The 20,764-nt window shown below is 74.2% G+C and carries 18 protein-coding genes; 10 read left to right on the top strand and 8 right to left on the bottom strand.

Annotation, left to right across the window (positions count from 1 at the left end; genetic code table 11):
* Positions 1-18: 18 nt before the first annotated feature.
* Together BLW82_RS20980 and BLW82_RS20975 are read right to left on the bottom strand one after the other, a co-directional pair.
* On the bottom strand, positions 19-1,974 hold the full coding sequence (locus BLW82_RS20980; RefSeq protein WP_093500668.1) for an FUSC family protein: 1,956 nt from the start codon (positions 1,972-1,974) through the stop codon (positions 19-21).
* A gap of 147 nt (positions 1,975-2,121) precedes the next feature.
* The gene (locus BLW82_RS20975; protein ID WP_093500666.1) at positions 2,122-2,910 is read right to left on the bottom strand and encodes an alpha/beta fold hydrolase; all 789 of its coding nucleotides are present in this window, start codon (positions 2,908-2,910) and stop codon (positions 2,122-2,124) included.
* A 78-nt stretch (positions 2,911-2,988) separates the two neighbouring features.
* On the opposite strand from BLW82_RS20975, the gene BLW82_RS20970 reads away from it, so the two are divergent.
* Positions 2,989-4,380, top strand: a complete 1,392-nt coding sequence (locus BLW82_RS20970; protein ID WP_093500664.1) for an aminotransferase-like domain-containing protein — start codon at positions 2,989-2,991, stop codon at positions 4,378-4,380.
* Positions 4,381-4,600: 220 nt separating this feature from the next.
* On the opposite strand, the gene BLW82_RS20960 is transcribed toward BLW82_RS20970, so the two are convergent.
* Both BLW82_RS20960 and BLW82_RS20955 read right to left on the bottom strand, forming a co-directional pair.
* Complete coding sequence (locus BLW82_RS20960) at positions 4,601-5,539, bottom strand: hypothetical protein (RefSeq protein ID WP_256215899.1); 939 nt, start codon at positions 5,537-5,539, stop codon at positions 4,601-4,603.
* Positions 5,540-5,858: 319 nt separating this feature from the next.
* Complete coding sequence (locus BLW82_RS20955) at positions 5,859-6,299, bottom strand: hypothetical protein (RefSeq protein WP_093500662.1); 441 nt, start codon at positions 6,297-6,299, stop codon at positions 5,859-5,861.
* Between the two features lie 123 nt (positions 6,300-6,422).
* On the opposite strand from BLW82_RS20955, the gene BLW82_RS20950 reads away from it, so the two are divergent.
* The 3 genes from BLW82_RS20950 (at position 6,423) to BLW82_RS20935 (ending at position 10,837) form a co-directional block, all read left to right on the top strand.
* Complete coding sequence (locus tag BLW82_RS20950; protein ID WP_093500660.1) at positions 6,423-7,544, top strand: PP2C family protein-serine/threonine phosphatase; 1,122 nt, start codon at positions 6,423-6,425, stop codon at positions 7,542-7,544.
* 178 nt (positions 7,545-7,722) lie between these two features.
* Positions 7,723-8,778, top strand: coding sequence for a hypothetical protein (locus BLW82_RS20945; protein ID WP_093500658.1), 1,056 nt, complete (start codon positions 7,723-7,725; stop codon positions 8,776-8,778).
* A gap of 715 nt (positions 8,779-9,493) precedes the next feature.
* Positions 9,494-10,837, top strand: a complete 1,344-nt coding sequence (locus BLW82_RS20935; RefSeq protein ID WP_093500654.1) for a helix-turn-helix domain-containing protein — start codon at positions 9,494-9,496, stop codon at positions 10,835-10,837.
* A gap of 140 nt (positions 10,838-10,977) precedes the next feature.
* Here the strand turns inward: BLW82_RS20935 and BLW82_RS44530 are convergent, their stop codons facing one another.
* Positions 10,978-11,760: a hypothetical protein gene (locus tag BLW82_RS44530; protein WP_093500652.1), complete on the bottom strand. Its 783-nt coding sequence runs from the start codon at positions 11,758-11,760 to the stop codon at positions 10,978-10,980.
* Positions 11,761-11,872: 112 nt separating this feature from the next.
* On the opposite strand from BLW82_RS44530, the gene BLW82_RS43980 reads away from it, so the two are divergent.
* Positions 11,873-12,091, top strand: coding sequence for an alpha/beta fold hydrolase (locus BLW82_RS43980; RefSeq protein WP_143063702.1), 219 nt, complete (start codon positions 11,873-11,875; stop codon positions 12,089-12,091).
* 23 nt (positions 12,092-12,114) lie between these two features.
* Here the strand turns inward: BLW82_RS43980 and BLW82_RS20925 are convergent, their stop codons facing one another.
* Entirely contained in the window at positions 12,115-12,687 is a 573-nt protein-coding gene (locus BLW82_RS20925) for a TetR/AcrR family transcriptional regulator (protein ID WP_093500650.1), read from the bottom strand.
* Positions 12,688-12,785: 98 nt separating this feature from the next.
* On the opposite strand from BLW82_RS20925, the gene BLW82_RS20920 reads away from it, so the two are divergent.
* Entirely contained in the window at positions 12,786-13,676 is an 891-nt protein-coding gene (locus BLW82_RS20920) for an SDR family oxidoreductase (RefSeq protein WP_093500648.1), read from the top strand.
* A 232-nt stretch (positions 13,677-13,908) separates the two neighbouring features.
* Positions 13,909-14,895 carry a nucleoside hydrolase gene (locus BLW82_RS20915; protein ID WP_093500646.1) on the top strand — a complete coding sequence of 329 codons (987 nt, stop codon included), beginning with the start codon at positions 13,909-13,911 and terminating at the stop codon, positions 14,893-14,895.
* Between the two features lie 164 nt (positions 14,896-15,059).
* On the opposite strand, the gene BLW82_RS20910 is transcribed toward BLW82_RS20915, so the two are convergent.
* Complete coding sequence (locus BLW82_RS20910) at positions 15,060-16,013, bottom strand: LAETG motif-containing sortase-dependent surface protein (RefSeq protein ID WP_093500644.1); 954 nt, start codon at positions 16,011-16,013, stop codon at positions 15,060-15,062.
* Between the two features lie 299 nt (positions 16,014-16,312).
* On the opposite strand from BLW82_RS20910, the gene BLW82_RS20905 reads away from it, so the two are divergent.
* Complete coding sequence (locus BLW82_RS20905; protein ID WP_093500642.1) at positions 16,313-17,959, top strand: glycoside hydrolase family 13 protein; 1,647 nt, start codon at positions 16,313-16,315, stop codon at positions 17,957-17,959.
* A 6-nt stretch (positions 17,960-17,965) separates the two neighbouring features.
* Here the strand turns inward: BLW82_RS20905 and BLW82_RS20900 are convergent, their stop codons facing one another.
* On the bottom strand, positions 17,966-18,751 hold the full coding sequence (locus BLW82_RS20900) for a DUF4142 domain-containing protein (RefSeq protein ID WP_093508176.1): 786 nt from the start codon (positions 18,749-18,751) through the stop codon (positions 17,966-17,968).
* A 249-nt stretch (positions 18,752-19,000) separates the two neighbouring features.
* On the opposite strand from BLW82_RS20900, the gene BLW82_RS20895 reads away from it, so the two are divergent.
* Both BLW82_RS20895 and BLW82_RS20890 read left to right on the top strand, forming a co-directional pair.
* The gene (locus tag BLW82_RS20895; protein WP_371131367.1) at positions 19,001-19,729 is read left to right on the top strand and encodes a DUF6445 family protein; all 729 of its coding nucleotides are present in this window, start codon (positions 19,001-19,003) and stop codon (positions 19,727-19,729) included.
* 141 nt (positions 19,730-19,870) lie between these two features.
* Entirely contained in the window at positions 19,871-20,602 is a 732-nt protein-coding gene (locus BLW82_RS20890; protein WP_093500640.1) for a DUF4232 domain-containing protein, read from the top strand.
* The last annotated feature ends 162 nt before the right edge of the window (positions 20,603-20,764 follow it).

The raw sequence follows: 20,764 nt of genomic DNA, 5'->3' as shown, positions 1-20,764 counted from the left end.
TGCTGCCGGTCGTCGGAACTAGTGCGGTGAGGCGATGGCTCTCGCCGCGGCCACCTCCTGGCGCAGTGGTTCCAGGACGCTGTCCGGCGGGCCCGTGAGGTCCGTGCGGACCGCGACCAGGATCTCCGAGCGGCGGACGCCCTCCGCCAGTTCGCGCAGTTGCCGGGTCACCTGGTCGACCTCGGCCGGGTCCGGGGGCGCTGCTCCGTGCCGTACCCGCACCCGGGCCGCCGTCGTCGCGTCGACGATGCGTTCCACGGCGACGACCAGGGGCCACCAGGCCGCCGCCCGGCGGCCGGTGGGCGGCGGCTCGGTCAGGGCGCGCTGGAACTCGGTGCGGACCACCGACAGGTCGCGGTAGAGGCGGCGCCGCAGCCGGGCGCGGGCGGCGGGCTCCGCCTCCGCCCTGAAGGCCAGTTCGACATAGGCCGCCGTGTCCGCGACGGCGTCGGCCAGCCGGTCGCCGACCCGGGTGCGCCAGCTCTCCGGCCACAGCAGGTAGCCGGCGACCAGCGCGATCGCGCAGCCCATCAGGGAGTCCAGGAGGCGGGGCAGGAGCAGGCCGGTGCCCTGGTGGTTCAGGATGTCGGAGAGGAGCAGGATGACCGGGGTGACGGCGGCGGTCTGGAAGCCGTAGCCCCGGGGGGTCAGGGCCGGGACCAGGGGCGCCAGGACCACCATCACCGGTACGTCCCACCAGCCGCGCGGTACGACGGCGAGGACCGTCGCGGCCACCACCAGGCCCACCACCGTGCCGAGCGCGCGCAGCAGCGCCCGGGAGAAGACCGAGCCGAAGTCGGGCTTGAGGACGAAGGTGATGGTGAGGGCGACCCAGTAGGAGCGTGGGACGGGCACGAGGGAGACCAGGGCCTGCGCGATGCCGATGCACAGGGCGAGGCGGATGCCGTAGCGCCAGGAGTTGGCGGAGAGGACGACGGTGCGGGCGGCCCGTGCGGTGCGGATGCCGAGGGCGGCGGGGCGGCCGAGGCGGTCGTCGATGCCGCGCGGGTCGACGTCGGGGCTGGTGGCGACCTCGGCGAGGTGCCGCAGGGCGTGGTCGACGGCGCGGCCGGTCTCGTTGCGGGGCTCGGGCAGGGCCAGCCCTATCGGGCCGGTGTAGCCGGTCTCGACGGCGTCGGCGATGTGCAGGACCGCCGCGGGGATCTCCGGCGGCAGCGGCTTCCCCGCACGACGGGCGACGCGGACGGCGGGGGCGACCTCGACCACCGGGGTGATCGCGTTCAACTGGGCCAGCAGGCGGGTGAGTTCGCTGCTGCGGCCGCGGTGCCGGGCGCGCCGGGCCAGGATCAGGTCGTACGCCTGGTTCAGTGACTGGGTGACGGTGTGCCGGGCGCGGTCGTACGCCTCGCCGTCCTCGCCGTCGTTGGCGGACAGCAGGTCGGCGACCGTGCGGTAGGCGGCGGCGACCGCCGCCCGCTCGGGTACGCCCGAGCGCAGCGGCCAGGCCAGCAGGGCGAGCAGCAGGACGAGCAGGCCGCCGCCGGTCATCAGCACCGGGGTGAGCCACCAGGTGCCGGGCAGCGGCAGGCCCGCACCGATCACGGCGTTGAGCAGGAGCAGCAGGCCGGAGACGGAGGACACCGCGCCGATCGTCGAGATCATCCCGGAGACCAGCGCGATGCAGGTGATCACGGCGACCGTGCGCCAGCCCTGGCCGTAGACCAGTGAGCCGGCGGTGACGCCGACGGCGCCGAAGAGCTGCGGGACCGCGATGTTGAGGATGCGCATCCGGTAGGCGTCGGCGGTGTCGCCGATGACCCCGGACAGGGCGCCCATCGAGGCCAGCGCCCCGTACGCGGGCAGTCCGGCCGCGAGCCCGACGGCGAGCGGGAGGCTCATGGCGAGCGCGGCGCGGGCGAGGGCGGCCCAGTTGAGGGGGGCGGTCTGCTGGGGCCGGAGGTTCCTTACCAGCCAGTCGGGAGGGGTGAGGCCGATCGGGAACTCGCGGGACATGCGGCCATTATCCGTGCTTGTGCCGGTGGGGCGTGATGTCCACGACGAGGGCGCGGTGGCCGGTACGCACCGGGTGCGGGAACGGGGGGAGTCGGGTGTCGTGCGGTCTTCGGACCGGCTCCGAGGCATGTCGTGCGGTGTCGGGGATCACGATTCCTCGTCCACCCGGGCCAGGAAGTCCCCCAGTGCCCGGTTGAACTCCGCCGGCCGTTCCAGGTTGGGCATGTGGGACGCCCCGTCGATGATCCGGAGGGTGGAGTCGGGGAGGAGGGCGTGCATCGCCTCGGCGTCGGAGACGGGGGTGTACTCGTCGTCCGCGCCGACCACGACCAGGGCGGGGACCGTCGCCTTCGCCAGCAGGGGGCGGTAGTCGGGGCGTTCGGCGCGGCCGCGTAGGGCCGCCGCGGCGCCCTCGGGGTGGGTGGCCGTCATCATGCGGTGGACGTGGCCCTTCACGTCGGGGCGGGCGTCCGGGGCGACCATCTTCGCCAGGACCTCGTCGGCGTAGCCGCGCATGCCCTCGCGCAGGAGCCGGTCCGCCATGGCGTTCCTCGCCCGTCTGCCCTCCGGGGTCTCCGGGTCGGCGAAGGTGTCGGCCAGGACCAGGCCCCGGACGCGTTCGGGACCGAGGCGGTCGTAGCACTCCATCGCGATCTGGCCGCCCATCGACAGGCCGGCGACCACGCAGGTCCGCACGCTCAGCGCGTCGAGGAGTTCCCCGAGGTCCGCCGCGAAGCGGGAGAGCGGGGTGCGGCCGGGGGTGACCGGGGAGGTGCCGTAGCCGCGCAGGTCGGGGGCGACGACCCGGCGGGTGGCGGCGAAGGTGGTCTGCTGGGGGTGCCACATCGTGCGGTCGAAGGGGTGGCCGTGGACGAGGAGGAGTGGGATTCGCGCGGTATGCGGGTCGTTGTCGTCGTATGCGAGGAAGGGGGGCATGTGCACGACCCTAGGGACCCGCAACTCCTCGGTGCAATAAAATCTTTGCACTCGGTGCAATGGGAGCGAGGGGGGACCGTGGACGACTTCCGGGGGATCGCCGACCGGATCGCGCTGGACATCGCGCGGGGGCGGCTGCGGGCCGGGCAACGGCTGCCTCCGCAGCGGGCGTTCGCGCGGCGGCACGGGATCGCCGCCTCGACCGCCGGGCGGGTGTACGCCGAACTCGTGCGGCGCGGGCTGGTGGTGGGCGAGGTCGGGCGGGGCACGTTCGTGCGGTCCGCGCGGGCCGTGCCGCAGGGGCGGGCGCTGGTCGAGGACGGCGCCGCCCGCGTCAACCTGGAGCTCAACTACCCCTCCGTGCCCGGGCAGGCGGAGCTGCTGGCGCCGGCCCTCGCGCCGCTGCTGCGGCCCGACGCGCTCACCGACGCCCTCCGGCCGGCCGCCGCCGACGGCACCCCGCACGCCCGGGAGGCCGCCGCCGCGCTGCTCGCCACCGGCGACTGGCGGCCCGACCCCGGCCGCGTCCTCTTCACCGGCAACGCCCGGCAGGCGATCGCCGCCACCCTGGGGTCCCTGGTGCGGCCGGGCGGCCGGGTCGGGGTGGAACCGTTGACGTATCCGCTGGTCAAGGAGATCGCCGGGCGGCTCGGCATCACGCTCGTCCCGGTGCGGGCGGACGAGGACGGGCCCGTCGCCGAGTCCGTGCTCGCCGCGCACCGGTCCGCGCCGCTCTCCGCGCTCTATCTCCAGCCGACCCTGCACAACCCGACGTCGGTGACCGTGCCGGCCGAGCGCCGACTGCAACTGGCGCGAGTGGTGGAGGACTTGGGGCTGCCGGTCGTGGAGGACCGGATCTGGTCGTTCCTGCACCGCGACCCCGGGCCGCCGCCGTTCGCCGCCCTCGCACCACGGCTCGTCCATCTCGTCGACGGCCTCTCCAAGCGGGTCGCGCCCGGTCTCACCGCAGGGTTCGCCGTCGTACCGGAGGACCGGGTGGCCGCGGTTGCGGCGGCCGTGCGGTCCGGGGGATGGAGCGCGGGGGCGTTCGCCCTGGAGGCGGCGGTGCGCTGGATCGGGGACGGGACCGTGGCGCGGCTCGTGGCGGCCAAGCGGGAGCAGGCCGTACGGCGGCAGCGGCTCCTCCGCGAGGCGCTGGCCGGGTTCGCCGTACGGGCCGATCCGCACGGGTACTTCGCCTGGTGGGAGCTGCCCGAGCCGTGGCGGGCCGACGGTTTCGCGGCGGCCGCGGCCGCCCACGGGATCGCGGTCACGCCGGGTACCGCCTTCCGCGTCGACCCGAAGCGGACGCCGGACGCGGTACGGCTCGGGCTCGCGTCGGCCGCGGAGCCCGAGCTGGCGGGGGCGCTGCGGACGCTGGCCGCCCTCGCGGCGCGCGGTCCGCGGGGGTCCTCGCCGGACGGTGCGCGGGGGTCCTCGGCGGACGGTCGGTCCGGCAGGCCGTGGTAGTCCGGCAGCTTGCAGGTGGTGTGGGCGCTGACGAAGAACACGCCGACGCCCGTGGCGTGCGCGTCCTGGGCGCGGGCGAGCACCGGCGGGGCGACGGGGACGGTGATGCCGCCCTCGAAGCAGGTGTCCAGCGGGGTGTTGCCGATGTCGAGGACGATCGCCTCTTCGCGCCGGAGGCGTTGGCGGCGGCCCGGCTGTCGACGTGGGCCGGAGCAGCCGGTCACATGACGGGCATGTTCTGGTCAGGAGACTGTGAATCGGCCCTGAGGGCGGCGGAATCGGCCGTGCCGGCGGCCTGCTGCCGGGTCTGCCCGGCCCCGGACCGGCGCAGGCGCCCGCTGATCCAGGCCAGGGCGGCCACGGTCAGGCCGAGGGCCACGAGCAGCCAGGAGACCGTGCGCAGGGTGGACGTCAGGGCGTCGTAGACGGCGGCCGCGGCCGGGTGCGAGACGTCCGGCGGCAGGTCGGCGAGGGTGAGCCGGCGCCCGATGACAAGGGCGAGGCCGAGCAGGGCGCCCCCCAGTGCCGTGCCCAGCGCCGCCGCCGTGACGGCACGGCGGCGGCGGACGGCGAGGGCGATGCCGCCGACCGCGAAGACGACGGCCGCGACGGGCAGCCAGAAGCCGGCGACCTCGAGCACGTGAAACCCCTTCCGGAGCCGGTCCAGTTCCGCCGCCGGGAGTACCGCGACGGCCGTGTGCTGGATCGGGATACGGGCCGCGAGCGGCACATGGTCCTGGGTGAGCCGGTCCTTGACCTGGGCGGTGACCGGCGCGAGATCGACGGTGACGGGTTCCTCGCGCTCGTCCTGGAGCGCGCGGAGCACGGCGTCGTGGGTGGCCCGGTTGCCCGCGTCCCAGGCCAGCCGGAACGCCTCCGTCTGGGTGAAGGACCGGACCGCCTCGCGCACGAACGGCGCCACCGTGCCCCGCATCGGCCGGCCGACGTCCACCTCGCGCATGATGCCGTCACCGACGGTGTCCGCGACCGCGTCCCGGACATCCGGGTCGTCGGCCAGCGGTGCCATCGTGCTGACGTACTGTCCGGTGTCCGCCAGCCCGTACGCCGCCCAGGCCGCGAGCGCGCCGAACGGCAGCAGCAGGCAGCCCAGCACGATCAGCAGGGCCGACAGGGCGCGCCGGAGACCTGAGGTCGGCACGGTCCGTAGGGACCCCGGGGGCACTGCGGGCGCTGAGGGCACGCTTACAGGCAAGCCCCTGAGGACCGGTCAGGCGAGCGGGGCGACTGCATTCGGGGGCATCACGGGACGCGGGTCGGGCCGAACGGGTGTACGGCGGCGCCGGCCGCCCGGAAACCCGCGGGGTGCCGCGCTCCGGTGGAGGGTTGACCCGAACGGGTGTTTCCTGGATGAGGAGCGTCGCCGGGCGCCCGCAGCGCCTCGGCGACCGGTGAGGGGAAACAGGGGAAACACGTGGGCCCCGGCCGTGGGGGCCGGGGCCCACGCGCGCACCGCGCGGCTAACGGATGCGGTGTCCGGTCGCGTCCTCGTGCGTGTAGAACCGGTAGAACATCACGATGAACGTCACCGCCGCGACCGCGAGCGACATCGCGACGCACCGGAGGATCGATTCGCCGCTCTGGCTGTACAGGAAGCCGAAGGCGGTGCCCATGAACGCCGTCCACAGCACCGCGTGCATCTCCCGCCGCAGCCGGGGGGCGACGGTGAGCACGCCGAACAGCACCACCGCGAAGACCAGCGCGGTCAGGAAGCCGAACAGCAGGTTCCCGCCGGTGATGGGCCCGCCCATGCGCCGGTTGGCGGCGGCCCAGTAGCCGTAGATCAGCCCGGTCACGACCGGTATGGCCACCCGGGCCCTGGCGTGCATCTGCGTACTGAACACGTCGGGCGTCCGGCCGCTCCGGGGCATACCGCCGGACGTGGGTGCCGCTTGAGCCATGAGCGTGCTCCTCTCTCCTCGCCCCCCACCTTCCAGAGCACACCTGCGGGTACCCCCTGGCAAGTCGGTCAGCGCATCCCGTACGACGTGCGTGGCGTGCCCGCCCGTGTTTCGCTGACTGTCGTGACCGACCACCAGGCCGTGCGGCGGTGCAGGGAGCTGCTGTGGGTCAGGGGCCGGAGCGTCGCCTGGGTGGCGCCGCTTCTGCTGCTCGCCGGGATCACGGCGGTCGACCTCAACACCACCGAACGGTTCCGGATCGTCTCCTGGATCGTGCTGGTCCCCGGTATCGCGGCGGCGATCTGCGGGGTCTGGACGACGGCGGTCTTCGCGGTGCTGTCGGTCCTCGACTACGTCGCCGTGGACAGCGCCTGGCCCCGGGAGTACCAGGCCGGGCTGCCCGACTTCATCCTGGTCGCCTTCGCGGGGCTGCTGGCCATCCTCGCCTGCGTGGTCCGCAGGAACGGCGAGCGGCGGATGCTGCACATGCGGGACATCGCCGAGACCACCCTGCGTACCGTGCTGCGGCCGCTGCCGCAGGGGTGGGCCGGTCTTGAGCACGCGGCGGTGTACCTCGCCGCGGACAGCCAGGCCCGGGTGGGCGGCGACTTCTACGACATCCAGCCGGGGCTGTACGGCACGCGGGTGCTGGTCGGGGACGTCCAGGGCAAGGGGCTGAGGGCGGTGGAGACGGCGGCGGCGCTGCTGGGCACGTTCCGTGAGGCGGGGTACCACGAACGGGACCTGGCGACGGTGGCCGACCGGCTGGAGACCCGGATGATCCGGCACCGGCGCCATACGGTGGCGCTGGGCCGCGACGACGGCGACCGCTTCGCCACGGCGGTGCTGCTGGGCTTCCCGCCGGACGCCCCGGACGTCGTGGAACTCGTCAACTTCGGCCACGAGCCGCCGCTGGCGGTGGGACCGACGGGGACACGCCCGCTGCCCCCGGGCAACGGACTCCCCCTCGGCATGGCCGACCTCACGACGGCGGCCGGACCGCCCCCCACCCTCACCGTCACCCTCGCCCCGGACGAGACCCTCCTCATCACCACGGACGGCGTCACCGAGGCCAGAGACGGAGACGGCACCTTCTACTCCCTCCCCGCCGCCGCCGCTCGCGCCCCCGCCCCCGACCCCACCCGCCTCGTCGCCCACATCCGCGACGGCGTCCTCCAGCACAGCCACGGCCGCCTCTCCGACGACACCACCATCTTCGCGGTACGCCGCACCCCACCCCCGTAGAGTTACGGCCCTGCAGCGCCCCGGCGGGGGCCCGGAGGCGGGGGGCGGGCTCGGGGGGACCCTCAGGGGGCGTACCGGGTGTTACCCGGGTCAAAGGGCTTCCGCGGTCCCCGCTTTGCAAGCGCAGCGGTTACCGTGCTGGCGTAAGTGAGACAGGGGAACAAAGGGGGAGGGCCCGATGCCCGGAACCGTGCTGCTGATCGCGGCCTCGCCGACAGGCAAAGCACGCATGGTGGACGCGGCCTCCGTGCTTCCCGTGCTCGCGGCCGTACCCCCGGCGATACTCTCCGGCACCGAGACCGCGAACGTCGTCGAACTCGCCGACCCCCTGGAACCGCAGGCCGTGCTGACCCGGCTGCGGGCCGCCGCGGCCGCCCCCGGCCCGCTCACCGTGTTCGTCACGGGCCAGCTCCACCTGGACCGCAGGCAGCGGCTGCCGCATCTCGCGCTGGCCCGGACCACGCCCGCCACCGTCCGTTACACCGGCCTGCCCTGGCACTGGGTCCGGGAGGAGCTGCGGCTGCGGCCGGCCGGGGCGACGACGCTCGTGCTCGATCTGCACGCGGACCACGAGGTCTGGGAGCAGTTGCGCACGGTGCCGCTCGACTGCGGGCGCAACAACGCCGTGCACGGGCGGATCGCGCCGCCGCCCGCCCGGCGGGAGGTCGCCGTACCGTCGTACATGAAGGCCGTGGCTACCGTGCTGAGGAGCGGGTACCGGCCGGCGATGGCGGAGCTGCACCGGCAGGTGCTCGCGCGGCTCGGGCCGGAGCTCGCCGCCGGCATCCTGCTCAGCACGCACACCCCGGACAGCGGGGATCCGCACGACGCCATCAGCGCGGCCGTCCGGGACGGGCGGTACGCCGAGGCGGACGAACTCGCCTCCCGCTGGGAGCAGGCGGCCGCGCGGGCGCACGGGCCGGCCTCCGAGGACGCCCTGCACTGGTCCGAGGTACGGGCCGACCTGGCGATGTTCGCGGGGGACGCGGCGCGGAGCTGCCGTACCTGGCTGACCGTCGCCGGCGCCCGCCTGGGCGCCGGGCAGCCGGCCGACGCACCGGCCGTCGAGGCGGCCGTGGACCGGGCCCACCATCAGTGGGGCGCCATCAAGGACACGGCGCGGGCCCGTGAACTCGGGCCCGCGCTTGCGGAGTTGAGACTCAGGGTGCCGGGCCGCCGGGAGGGTGCCCTGGACCACGTCCAGCAGCACCTGCGGCAGTTGCAGACCCAGTGACGGGGTTCAGTTCGTGAACGTGAAGTACTTCCAGGCGCCGTACGTCGTGGAGTTGACCGTGTCACCGGACGCCCCGTCGCCGTCCTCGTGGTACACGACCTGGACGCGCCGACTGCTCATCGGCACGTCGGGAGGGGCGTCGAGGACTGCGGTCGGTGGGTCCGGGGGCCGTTGGTACCAGGTCGTTGGTACGGTCTCTTCGTCCGGGACATGACATCCGGGCGCAGGCCCAGGACTGCCAAGCGGAGCGTGCGATGGAAGTGCTTTCTGTCCGGCGGGGACGGCATTTCGCGGAACTGGTCACGGTGTGCCCGCGGCCGGCAGACCCCCGGCGGGACAGGGGGAGGGTCCCGCCGGGGGCGATGGTGGGGTGGGGCGCGACGGCGCCCCGGCCGGCGGCACGGCCGGTGGAGGGCTCAGTGCCGGGCGGTCGCCGCGGTCGGGGCGGCGGGGGCGTCGTCCGTCGCCCGGGCCGGGCCGGCGTTGGCCGCGGTGATGAGTGCGGCCACGGCGATCACGGCGGCGACGAGACCGCGGGCGTAGCGTGCGCTGGGGCTCGTGGTAGCGCTTGCGGTGGGGCGTGCGGATGTGCGTCCGAGCACGGCGACCTCGCAACAACAAGGGGCGGGTTAAGCACGTTTAATTCGCGGTTTAACCTAGGGGTAGTCGGAGCTCAACGGCAAGAGGTCCAGGGGGAGTTGGGGGGAATGGCAGGATGCAGGAGCGGGACGATCCGGAGACCATAGGGCGACGGGTGCAGCATCTGCGCACCGAACGGGGACTGACCCAGCGGCAGTTGGCCGAACCGGCCTACACGCCCGCCTACATCTCCACGCTGGAGGCCGGGCGGGTGCGGGCCTCCGACGAGGCGCTGCGGCACATCGCCGGCCGGCTCGGCGTCGGCTTCGAGGAGCTGGCCAGCGGGCGCCCCGCCCACCTCGCCACCGACCTGAGGCTGCGGCTCACCGAGGCCCAGCGCACCCTGGCCACCGGCGCGGCCGAGGCGGCCGCCGCCCAGTACACCGACCTCTTCGCGGAGGCCGAGGCGCACGGACTCGCGGTCGAACAGGCCACCGCGCTGCTCGGGTTGGGCGAGTGCGCCCTGGACACCGGTGACCTCGTGCAGGCCAGGGAGTTCTTCGAGCGGGCCGAGCTGTGGACGGCCGACGAACCCCTCCCGGTGCGCGTCCCGGCGATCCGCGGCCGGGCGGTCAGCCACTACCTCGCGGGTGAGCTTCGCTATGCCGTCTACCTCCTGGAGTCCACGCTCGACGAGCTCAACCGCAGCGGCCTGCACGACCCGGACGCGCTCCTGCTCCTCTACGCCTCCGCCATCGGCCCGTACATGGACATGGGCGCCCACGCCCGCGCCGCCCAGGCCGCCGAACTCGCCCTCGCCCTCGCCCCGCAGGCCGGCGACCCGGCGCTGATCGCCCGCATGCACCGCTCCGTCGCCCGCACCCTGCTCGCCGAGGGCCGGGTCGCCGAGGCCGACGCCTCCCTGGGCAAGGCCGCCGAGCTGTACCGCCAGCTCCAGCTCCGCACCGAGCTCGCCAACTGCCACTGGATGCGCGGCTACGTCTGTGCCCAGAACGGCGAACTGGAGCGCGCGGAGGACGAGTTGCGGCAGGCACTCGCCATGCTGTCGGAGACCCGCGCGGCCCTGTACCGCAGTCAGGCGGCGGTCGAACTGGCCGACGTCCTGCACCGCCGGGGCAAGTCGGACGAGGCCGCCGAACTCCTCCACGACGTGCTCGGCGACTTCTCCTCCGAGCGCGGCGCGGTCCACTCGGCCGCCGCGCACCGGCTGCTCGGCATCATCGCCGAGGACGCCCGGGACACGGAGGCGGCGGAGGAGCACTACGTACGGGCGCTGAGCCTGCTGGAGCGGGCGGGCGCGGCCGGCGACCTGGCGGACCTGTGCCGCCTCCTCGGCGACCTGCTGCGCCGCACCGGCCGGGTGGAGGCGGCCCTGGACGCCTACCGCACCGGCCTCGGCCACCGTACGGCCCCGGGCACCACGACCCTGGGACCGGCACCGGCACAGCCGCCGCTGTAGGAACCGTTCCGTCGCGCGCGGCGCAGCCGTCACGTCCGGCTGCGCCGCCGACGCGACCACCCGCGCCGCTGCTGGACGCGGCGTCGGCGGAGACGGTGAGCCGGCCGTCGGACCCGTACGAGACCGGAGTCGGCCCAGGCCTAGGCCTGGGCCCGCCCCTTCTCGCGTACCTGGGCGAGGCGCTGGACGCCGATGTCGAGGGCCTGCTGGGTGGTGTCGTCGGGGAGGGTGCCCAGGGCCCCGGCGGTGAGGACGATCGCGTCGTCGCCGACGCGGACGACGGCGACGTCGAGGGTGAGGGTGGTGGGCTCGCCGGCGGAGTCGGGCTGCGCGGTGAGGGTCATCCGGAGCCCCTGGCGTGCGTCGCCGAGGTCGTGCGGAAGCCCGGCGTCGGTGATCCGGACGGCCTCGGTCCCAGCCGCGGTGGTCTGCGCGGTGAACTGCCCGCAGGCGCGGGGCAGGGTCCGCAGCCAGGCCAGGGTCCGCTCGACGTCCGCGACGCGGCTCGCGTCGACCTGGTAGCGGAGCTGGGCCGCGTCGTCGCCGTCGTCGAGGGCGGTGGCCGCCCGCGGGCCGGCCGGGGCGCCGAGCAGTTCGTCGGTGTACAGGGCCTCCAGGAGGCGCTGGCAGTCGGCCTGGCCGGTGGCCGCCTTGAGCAGCCCGTCGTGCCAGGTGGCGGTGCCGTCGGTCGCGGTCCACGGCACGCCGAGGTCGCCCTCGTCGATCAGCGCGGCCTGCGCCTGCTCGACGGTGAGCGGCGGGATGCCGGACGTGCCGGGCGAGGCGGCGGGGTCGGCCGGGGCGGCCCGTTCGGCGGTGGTCGCGGCGGCGGCCGGGGCGGATGCCTCCGGCGGTTCGGCGGCGGTGCAGGCGGAGGCGGCGAGGAGGCCGACCACGGCGAGACCGGAGGCGATGGCTTTCATGGGGGGCCTCTCCAGGACCAGGACTCGGGTGCAGCGGAACGCGTGCTCCCACGCCACCACCTCCCGCCCCCGCCCGCCACCGCTCCGGTCCGTCCGGGTGAGTCCCCACGCGGTGACCCGGAACCGGTGGCGGGCGGGCCGCCGGGAATCCCGTCCTCTCCTCCCCGCCCCGCAGGTGCGCCCGGTCGCCCTGGCGCACGGCAACTCCTCGTCGTCCAGGACCTGGCGCCACCTCCCGGACGGCGGGTTCGGCCGCCGCCACCGCTGCCTGGCCCTGCCCGGACACGGCAGGTCCGCGGGTGGCCGGGCGGGGACCGCGCGGTGGGAGTGACCCCGCCCGCTCCGTGCGGGCCGCTACGTGAGGGCCGCGGTCGCCTCGCGGAGTTCGGCCAGGGTGGTGCGGGCCAGGTCGGGGAGGCCGCGGTCGTTGGCCGGGGTGATCCAGCGGGCGAAGGCGGCCGAGAAGGCCTGGGCCCCCAGGTGGGCGGCGAGGGACGCGGTGGGGTCGGGCACGCCGCGGTCGTGGAGGGCCGTGGCCAGGGTCGTGGCGAGGGTGAGGCTCTTGAACGCGGCGCGTTCGCGCAGCTCGCCGTGGCTGCCGATGACCTGCATCAGCCGCGGGCCGAACGCGCGCTGCTCCGGGGTGAAGGAGCCGGCCAGGACATCCAGGGCGGCGGCCACCACCTCCAGCGGGGTCGCCGTGTCCGGCGCCGCCGCGGCTCCCTCGGCGAGCAGCCGGCCGTGCTCCTCCTGCCCCGCGAACAGCACCTCGCGCTTGTCCGGGAAGTGCCGGAAGAACGTGGTCTTGGTGAGTCCGGCCCGCTCGGCGATCTGGGCCACGGTGGTGCTGTCGTACCCCTGCTCGTCGAACAGGTCGATCGCGGCGTGCACGAGGCGCCGTCGTGCGTTCGGTTCCCATCGGGCCATGGGGACAGCCTAAGTGATGTGACTCGGTACCGTCACCGGAGTATGGTGACGGTACCGAGTCACATCACCTGTCCTTCCGTCCTGGGGAGAGTTCCGTCATGCGTGTTTTCGTCACCGGCGCGAGCGGTCATATCGCCTCCGCCGTCATTCCCGAACTGCTGGACGCCGGGCACGAGGTCGTCGGCCTCGCCCGGTCCGAGAACTCCGCGGCGGCCGTGCGGGCCCTGGGCGCCGAGGTGCGCCGCGGTGACCTGGCGGATCCGGACGGCCTGCGGGCGGCCGCGGCCGATGCCGACGCGGTCGTCCATCTCGCCTTCGACCACACGGCGATGGCCGCCGGTGACATGGCCGGGGCGGCGGACACCGACCGGGCCGTGGTGCAGGCCTTCGGCGAGGTGCTCGCCGGGACCGGAAAGGCCCTCCTGGGGGTGGGCATGGGGCACGGCGACGGCAACGAGCACCTCGGCGCGGCCTACAGCGCCAATCCGCGGGTCGCCACGGGGCGGCTGTTCGGTGAACTCGCCGAACAGGGGGTGCGTACGGTGCTCGTCGGGATTCCGCCGGTCGTGCACAGTGCGCGGGACCGGAGCGGGTTCCTGCCGATGCTGATCCGGATCGCGCGGACCACTGGTGTCTCCGGCTACGCCGGGGACGGCTCCAACCAGTGGTCCGCCGTGCACACGCTCGACCTCGCCCGGCTCTACCGGCTGGCACTGGAGAAGGCGCCGGCCGGCGCCGAACTGCACGCGGCGGCCGATGACGGGGTCGCGGTGCGCGAGATCGCCGAGGTGATCGGGCGGCGGCTGGAGGTGCCGGTGGAGAGCGTGCCGGAGGACCGGCGCGCCGAGCACTTCGGGTTCTTCGGGGCATTCGTGTCGCTGGACGTGCCGGTGCGGAGCGGGCGGACGCGGGAGCTGCTGGGGTGGGAACCGGTGGAGGCGGGGGTTCTTGCCGATCTCGAGGAGGGGCACTACTTCGAGCGCGCATGACCGGGGCGGCCGCGAGCGGGCGGTGGCCGGGGGTGCGGGTGATGCCCGGGGAGGGGTGATGCCGGTGGGGCGGTGCCGGTGCGCCGTGGCCGGTCGCGCCGTTCCTCGCGCCCCTGGGCAGGCGGTCCTGCCGTCCGCCGGGAGCGGCCCGGGCCTTCCGGGCGGCTGACGTGCCGCCTCCAGGGCCGTCACGCCCGCTGCGTAGAGTCAGGGCCGGCGGAAGGAGCCCCTCGTGACCGGTCATCAGCCCATCCCCGTGATCATCGACTGTGACACCGGTGTCGACGACGCCCTCGCCCTGCTGTTCGCCGTCCGGCACCCGGGGCTGGAGTTGCGGGCGGTGTCCTGTGTCGCCGGGAACACGGACGTGGACGGGGTGGTCCGGAACACCCTGACCGTGCTGGAGCGGGCCGGGGCCGGGAACGTGCCCGTCGCCCGGGGCGCCGAGCGGCCGCTGATCGAGGCGGCGCGGTCGGCGCGGCACGTGCACGGGACGGACGGGATGGGCGATCTCGGGCTCCCGGCGCCCACCCGCCGCCCCGCCGACGTCGACGCCGTCACCCTGCTGCGCCGCGAGATCCTCGGCTCGCCCCGCCCCGTCACCCTCATCCCCACCGCGCCGCTCACCAACATCGCCCTGCTGCTGCGCACCCACCCGGAGGTGACCCGGAACATCGAGCGGATCGTGTTCATGGGCGGCGCGGTCGCCACCGGGAACGCCACCCCGGTCGCCGAGTTCAACGTCTGGCACGACCCCGAGGCGGCCGCCGTCCTGCTCACCGCCGGTGTGCCGATCACCATGTACGGCCTGGACGTCTTCCAGCGGGTCGTGGTGCCGGGGGACGAGGTGCGACGGCTGCGGGCGAGCGCGGAGGCGGGGGCCCGGCTCGCCGGGGAACTGCTCGCGCACCGGCCCGCGGCCCCCGATCCGGACGGGGACGACGATGCCGCCGGCGGCCTCGGGGACGCGGGCGCGGTCTGCGCCGTCGCCGACCCGGCCGGCCTCACCACCCGGCTCCTCCCGGTCGAGGTCTCCCTCGCCCCCGGTCCCACCCGGGGCCAGACCGTCGTCGACCGCCGCCCCCGCCCCGGCGAGGCCGAGATCCACGGCGGCGCCCGCGAACAGGCCCTGGTGGACGTGGCGTTGGACGTGGACGTGGACCGGTACGTGCGGCTCTACCTGGAGACCGTCGCCGGCGGCCGGGACCGATCCGGCTGAGCGCACCCCTGTTCCGATCCAGCGGGCCGGTGACGTTCGTGGGGCGGCCTCGCGGCCGTCGTCCCGCCGACCCGGTGGCCGGCGTCGCCCCCCCGATGACCGGCCACGCGCAGGTGCGCCCCGGCCGTCGTGACGGCCGGGGCGCACCTGTCGTACGGAAGGGGTCAGGCGCGGGTCGCCCTGCGGCGGCGGGTCGCGACGACGATCGCGCCGCCACCGGCCAGCAGGAGGGCCGCGCCGCCGGCGATGTAGCCGGTGCTGGAGTCGGCGCCGGTGTGGGCGAGGCCGCCGCCACCGCCGGAGTTCGTGCTCGGGGCCGGGGCCGGGGTGGTCTCCGACTCCGACGGGGACGCGGAAGCGGTGCCGGTCGCCGAGGTCTCCGAGGGGGTCGCGGTGGGGGTCTCCGCGGGCGGCGGGGTGGCCGGGGTGGACTCGGAGGCGGACGAGGACGGGGACGGGGAGGACGGCGACGACGGCGACGGCGAGGACGACTGGGTCGTCGAGCAGTCCTTCGTGCCGCCGTTCCAGGACGCGATCAGCTTGTCCTTGATGACCGCGTGGTCCGGGCCGGCCGGCAGGTCGCCGTGCTCGAAGCCGTCGTTGGCGTCCTTGTTGCCGTCGAACTTGGTCGCGCCCCGGTAGAGGTCGATCTGCGCGAAGCAGCCGGCGTCCGGGACCGCGATGTCGAGGGAGTCGGTCTGGCCCTGCTTGACCGTCACCGAGTCGAAGTCGACGAAGATCTGCTGCCCCGAGGTGGCGAAGGAGGGGCCGTGGGCGATGTAGGAGGCGAGCGAGGCGGTGCAGGAGGCGGCGTCGGCGGCGGCGCGGACCTTGAGGTGGACCTTGCCGTCGTCGGTGACCTTCAGGTTCTGGTCGTCGACCCTCACCGAGTCGAAGAAGTTCGAGCCGTCGATCGAGAACTGGCACTTGTCCGTGCCGGTCTCCGTGCCGGCGCCGGTGCCGGGGCTGTAGTGGCCGCCGGACCTCCAGCCGTCACCGCCGTGGGTGCCGTGCGCCCAGGCACCGGACGCGCCGGCGACGGAGGCGGCACACAGGGCGAACGACGCGAAGCCCGTCCCCAGCAGGCGACGTGCGGTGACATGTCTGGCTATGGACATGGATATCCCATCCGTGGGGTGCTCATCTCACGCCGGACGGGCGGCGGAGGGGCAGCGGGAAGTGAGGAGACACCGGGCCCACTGGTCACATGCGCCACAGTGTGCGGCCCATGGTGGTTGGCCCTGCCGAACCCTGTCAACCTGACGTGAATCAAGGGCCGTTCGGGCACCATCACAAGTCCCTCACACAGGGAACGATCCGTTCCGGCCGGTGTGAAGTTTCGCTTTCTCGGCAATCTGGACAGACTTTCCGTCGGTGTCACCTCCGCCGGTGCTCCCTCCGCCCGAAAGGAACGCGCGTGGTCGACCTCTCCTCCAGGAACCCCGACTGGTGGCGTCAGGCCGTGATCTACCAGGTGTATCCGCGCAGCTTCGCCGACGCGGACGGCGACGGGCTCGGTGACCTCAGGGGCGTCACCGAGCGGCTCTCCCATCTGGGCACGCTCGGCGTGGACGCCCTGTGGCTCAGCCCGTTCTACCCGTCGGAACTCGCCGACGGCGGCTACGACGTGGCCGACTACCGGGACGTCGACCCGCGCCTCGGCACTCTCGACGACTTCGACGCGATGACCGCCGAGGCGCACCGGCTGGGCCTGAAGGTGATCGTCGACCTCGTCCCGAACCACACCTCGCACCTGCACCCCTGGTTCCGCGAGGCCCTGCTGGCCGGTCCCGGCTCCGCGGCCCGGGAGCGCTACGTCTTCCGGCCCGGCCGCGGCGCGCACGGCGAACTCCCGCCCTCCGACTGGCAGTCGGTGTTCGGCGGCAGCGCCTGGCGCCGGGTCCCGGACGGCGATTGGTACCTGCACCTGTTCGCCCCCGAGCAGCCCGACCTGAACTGGGCGCACGACGAGGTCCGCGCCGACTTCCGCACCACCCTGCGCTTCTGGTCCGACCGGGGCGTGGACGGATTCCGCGTCGACGTGGCCCACGCCCTGGTGAAGGACCTCGACGAACCGCTGCGGGACGTCGCCGAGTTCGGCCCGACGGGCGAGGAGGCCCTGGAGCGTGTACCGCCGGGCACCCACCCGTACTGGGACCGCGACGAGGTGCACGAGATCTACCGCGACTGGCGCAAGATCTTCGACACCTACAGCCCGCCCCGCACGGCCGTCGCCGAGGCCTGGGTGCCGGACGCCCGGCGGGCGCTGTACGCCCGGCCGGACGAGCTGGGCCAGGCCTTCAACTTCGAGTACCTGCAGACCCCCTGGGACGCCGAGGCGCTCCGCGAGGTCATCACCGGCTCGCTCGCCACCGCCCGCGCGGCCGGCGCCTCGGCCACCTGGGTGCTCTCCAACCACGACGTGGTGCGGCACGCCTCCCGGCTGGCGCTGCCGCCGGGCACGGACGAGAACGCCTGGCTGCTGTCCGGCGGCCGTACGCCGCACGTCGAGGTCTCCCATGGCCTCGGGCGCGCCCGCGCCGCCACCCTCCTCATGCTCGCGCTGCCCGGCTCGTCGTACGTCTACCAGGGCGAGGAACTCGGCCTGCCCGAGGCCGCCGACCTGCCCCTGACCGTCCTCCAGGACCCGATCTGGGAACAGACCGGCCACACCCGCAAGGGCCGCGACGGCTGCCGGGTGCCGCTGCCCTGGACGACGGACGGCCCCTCGTACGGCTTCGGGTCCGGCGGCGCCTGGCTGCCGCAGCCGGAGTGGTTCGGGTCGTACGCCGTCGAGGCACAGGCCGGTACGGCGGGCTCCACCCTGGAGCTCTACCGCACCGCGCTGCGGCTGCGCCGCAAACTGCTCGACGGCGAGACGCTGACCTGGGCCGAGGCGCCCGCGGGCGTGCTGCACTTCGCCCGGACGGAGGGCTGGCGGTGCGTCACGAACGTGTCGGACGCGCCGGTGCCGCTGCCGCCGGGCGAAGTGCTGCTGGCGAGCGTGCCGTTGCCGCAGGACGGCACGCTGCCGCCCGACACCACGGTGTGGCTGGGCGCCTGAGGTGACTCAGCCGGCCGTGGGCGTGGCGCCCGGGGTCACGTTCACCGCGTTGCCGTCGGCGTTGCCGGTGCCGACACCGGCACCGCTGCCCGTGAAGCCCTTCTCGCCCGGGAGGGCCGGCGGGCTGGTCGTGCTGTTGACCGGCGGGGTGAGGACGACCTGCGGCTGACCCGCGTCCGGCGGGGGCGGGGTGAGGTCGACCGCGGGCAGCTTCGGCGGGGTCGTCTCCTGGAAGAGCACCGAGGGGAAGTCGACCAGGCCGGTCTGCTCCATCACCGTGATGTGGTCGAGGACCGTGGCGTTGGCCTGGTCGGCCAGGATCCGCACCAGGGTGTTCCGGGTGGTCGAGCGGATCTTCGCGATCGTGTTGAAGATCGAACCGTGCGTCACGCGCAGGATGTTGGCGAAGTCCGTGTCGAACTTCTTGCCGGTGTCCGCGGTCAGGGTGTTGACGAAGCCCTGCTGCTGTGGAGAAGGCAGGTTGGGGATGCTGATGTTGAGCATGGGCGCGATCTTGCGGCAGCTGGCGTCCAGCGCCGCGTGGCCGTCGATCAGGTGCTTGCTCGCGGTGAGGACCGCCTGGGACTGGCCCTTCTTCAGGCCCAGCTGGCCCACGGGGTACTCCCACAGCCCGGCCGCGCGCACCTTCACCACGAAGTCACGGTCGCCCTCGGTCAGCGGCCCCCACTGGGTGTTGGCGATCACCCGGGTGGTGTCGCTGGACACGGTGTTCAGGCCCAGCATGCTCGGGTAGGCGAGCGCGGCGAGGGTCAAGCTGAGGGCTCCGCCCACGAACAGCGTTCCCGTCGCGTTCCGCGAAAAGCGCACCGGTGCCTCCTGCCGGTCAGGGTTCCCGCGCAGGGGCGGGGGTCGGTCGTCGATGAATACGGATGCCCGAGCGCCGGAAACCTTTTGATTTGGCAAAGAACTTGTGCGGACCGCCTCTGCCGGGGTGCCGCCTTGCCATGTCCTGGCCATGGGAAGGTGATGGTTCCCCCAGGTGAGAGTGGTCATGACAAAGTCGCGGGCAGGCTTCGCCGCATGCCCCCACAGTCATCCCCCCGTGTCCCCCGCCTGCCCGCCGGATCGGCCGGCCGGGGCCCCGCCGCGCGCCCCGCCCTGCCCGTGCTGCCCTACCGCAAGCCCACCAAGGGCCGCGACTACTGGGTCTTCGACGACGTCCTCCCGGACGTGGACGCCGTACGGGAGCGGTGCCTGGCCAAGGACGACTGGGTCCAGGGATACCCGTACACCTCGGAGACCTGGCCCGGACTGCGCACCATGCCCGGCCTGGAACCCGCCGAACTCGCCGTCGTGGAAGGGCTGGTGCGCAAGGCCACCGGTGCCGGGAAGCTGTGGGTGCAGCAGGCGCCCGGCGGCGGCACCCTCAACCACAACTGCGTCCAGGTGGTCGGCGAGGGCGAGAGCGAACCGCGCCCGCACACCGACTCGCGGGCGCTGTGCCGGTACGCGGCCGTGCTGTACCTCAACCCCGGGGTGGCCAAGGACTGCGGCACGGCCTTCTACCGTCAGTCGCTGCCCGGCGGCCGGCTCGGCGGCAACATCGTGCAGGCCCCGCACAACAACCTCGTCGAGGCGCTCGGCACCCGGTTCGTGCCCGGCGACCACTTCGAGGAGGACGTCCGCGTCCCGCACAAGTACAACCGGCTGCTCCTCTACAACGCCAACCTCGTGCACAGCGCGACCGGTTACGCCGGGAAGACGCTGGAGGAGAAGCGGATGACGGCGGTGTTCTTCTGGATGGCGTGAGCGGGCGCGTCTGTAACAGCGTGCGTGACACGACCAGGACGGGCCCGTGACGGCGATCCCCGAACTTCCCCCCGCCGGGCCCCCATCGAAAGGGGTGTCCGGCAGAGAGCCGGGGAGGACACCGCTGTTGGGGGAGATCCCATGTCGAAGCTTCGCAACCGCCGCACGAACGCCCGCAAGACCGCCGTCGCCGTGACCGGTGCCGCCGCGCTGCTGGCCCTGCTGACCGCGTGCAACGGCACCGCGACCGGCTCCGTCAGCGCCGACGGCGGTTCGGCGGCCCCGGCGGCCGGCGACTCCGCGACGGCCACCGGCTCGGCGGGCGGCTCCGGCAGCGGCTCCTCGGGCAGTGGTTCCTCCGGCAGCGGCTCCTCCGGCACGGGTGGCAGCGGCAGCGGCACCTCGGGCTCGTCGACGTCCGGCGGCGGTACGTCGTCCTCCGGCGGTTCCTCGTCCACCGGCTCGGTGCCGGCCTGCCAGGCCTCCCAGCTCGGCTACTCCTGGGCCGACCCGGGCAGCGGCACCGGCCAGCAGAAGCACGCGGTGGTGGCGCTCACCAACAAGAGCGGCCACTCCTGCACGATGTACGGCTTCCCGGGCGTCGACCTGGTCAACAGCGGTCAGAAGTGGTCGCTCCCGCGGACGAACGCCACCCCGAAGCGGGTCACCCTGGCGAACGGCGCCTCCACCAACTTCGCGATCACCTTCCTGGTGCCGGCGCAGGGCGACTCCAGCGACTTCACGCCGACCACGGTCGTCGTCACCGCGCCGAACCAGCGCACGTCGTTCGACCTGCCCTGGCACGGCGGTGCCGTGGTGCTCCAGGACGGCGCCACCCACCCGGGCTCGTTCATCGGCCCGGTCGGCGAGTGACCACGGGGCCCTCGGCTCGTCCCGCGTCGCGGACGCGGCGGAAGCCGCTGTCGCCGGTGGAGCTGTCGGGGGTGTCACCGGGGGCGGGCACGGCCCGCACCGGCAGCCGCGCGGGGGCGGCGGGCGCAGAGCAGGCGGGCGGCGGCTGGGTGGACTCCGTGA

The sequence above is a fragment of the Streptomyces sp. Ag109_O5-10 genome (assembly GCF_900105755.1).
Lineage (GTDB): Bacteria > Actinomycetota > Actinomycetes > Streptomycetales > Streptomycetaceae > Streptomyces.
The sequence above is the reverse complement of the archived record's forward strand: the minus strand, read 5'-3'. Positions and strand labels throughout refer to the sequence as shown.

Bases quoted from the DNA above. Each gene is read 5' to 3' on its own strand.
- BLW82_RS20980 (WP_093500668.1), bottom strand. From the start codon at position 1,974: ATGTCCCGCGAGTTCCCGATCGGCCTCACCCCTCCCGACTGGCTGGTA.
- BLW82_RS20975 (WP_093500666.1), bottom strand. From the start codon at position 2,910: ATGCCCCCCTTCCTCGCATACGACGACAACGACCCGCATACCGCGCGA.
- BLW82_RS20955 (WP_093500662.1), bottom strand. From the start codon at position 6,299: ATGGCTCAAGCGGCACCCACGTCCGGCGGTATGCCCCGGAGCGGCCGG.
- BLW82_RS20945 (WP_093500658.1), top strand. From the start codon at position 7,723: ATGCCCGGAACCGTGCTGCTGATCGCGGCCTCGCCGACAGGCAAAGCA.
- BLW82_RS20935 (WP_093500654.1), top strand. From the start codon at position 9,494: ATGCAGGAGCGGGACGATCCGGAGACCATAGGGCGACGGGTGCAGCAT.
- BLW82_RS44530 (WP_093500652.1), bottom strand. From the start codon at position 11,760: ATGAAAGCCATCGCCTCCGGTCTCGCCGTGGTCGGCCTCCTCGCCGCC.
- BLW82_RS20925 (WP_093500650.1), bottom strand. From the start codon at position 12,687: ATGGCCCGATGGGAACCGAACGCACGACGGCGCCTCGTGCACGCCGCG.
- BLW82_RS20920 (WP_093500648.1), top strand. From the start codon at position 12,786: ATGCGTGTTTTCGTCACCGGCGCGAGCGGTCATATCGCCTCCGCCGTC.
- BLW82_RS20910 (WP_093500644.1), bottom strand. From the start codon at position 16,013: ATGTCCATAGCCAGACATGTCACCGCACGTCGCCTGCTGGGGACGGGC.
- BLW82_RS20895 (WP_371131367.1), top strand. From the start codon at position 19,001: ATGCCCCCACAGTCATCCCCCCGTGTCCCCCGCCTGCCCGCCGGATCG.
- BLW82_RS20890 (WP_093500640.1), top strand. From the start codon at position 19,871: ATGTCGAAGCTTCGCAACCGCCGCACGAACGCCCGCAAGACCGCCGTC.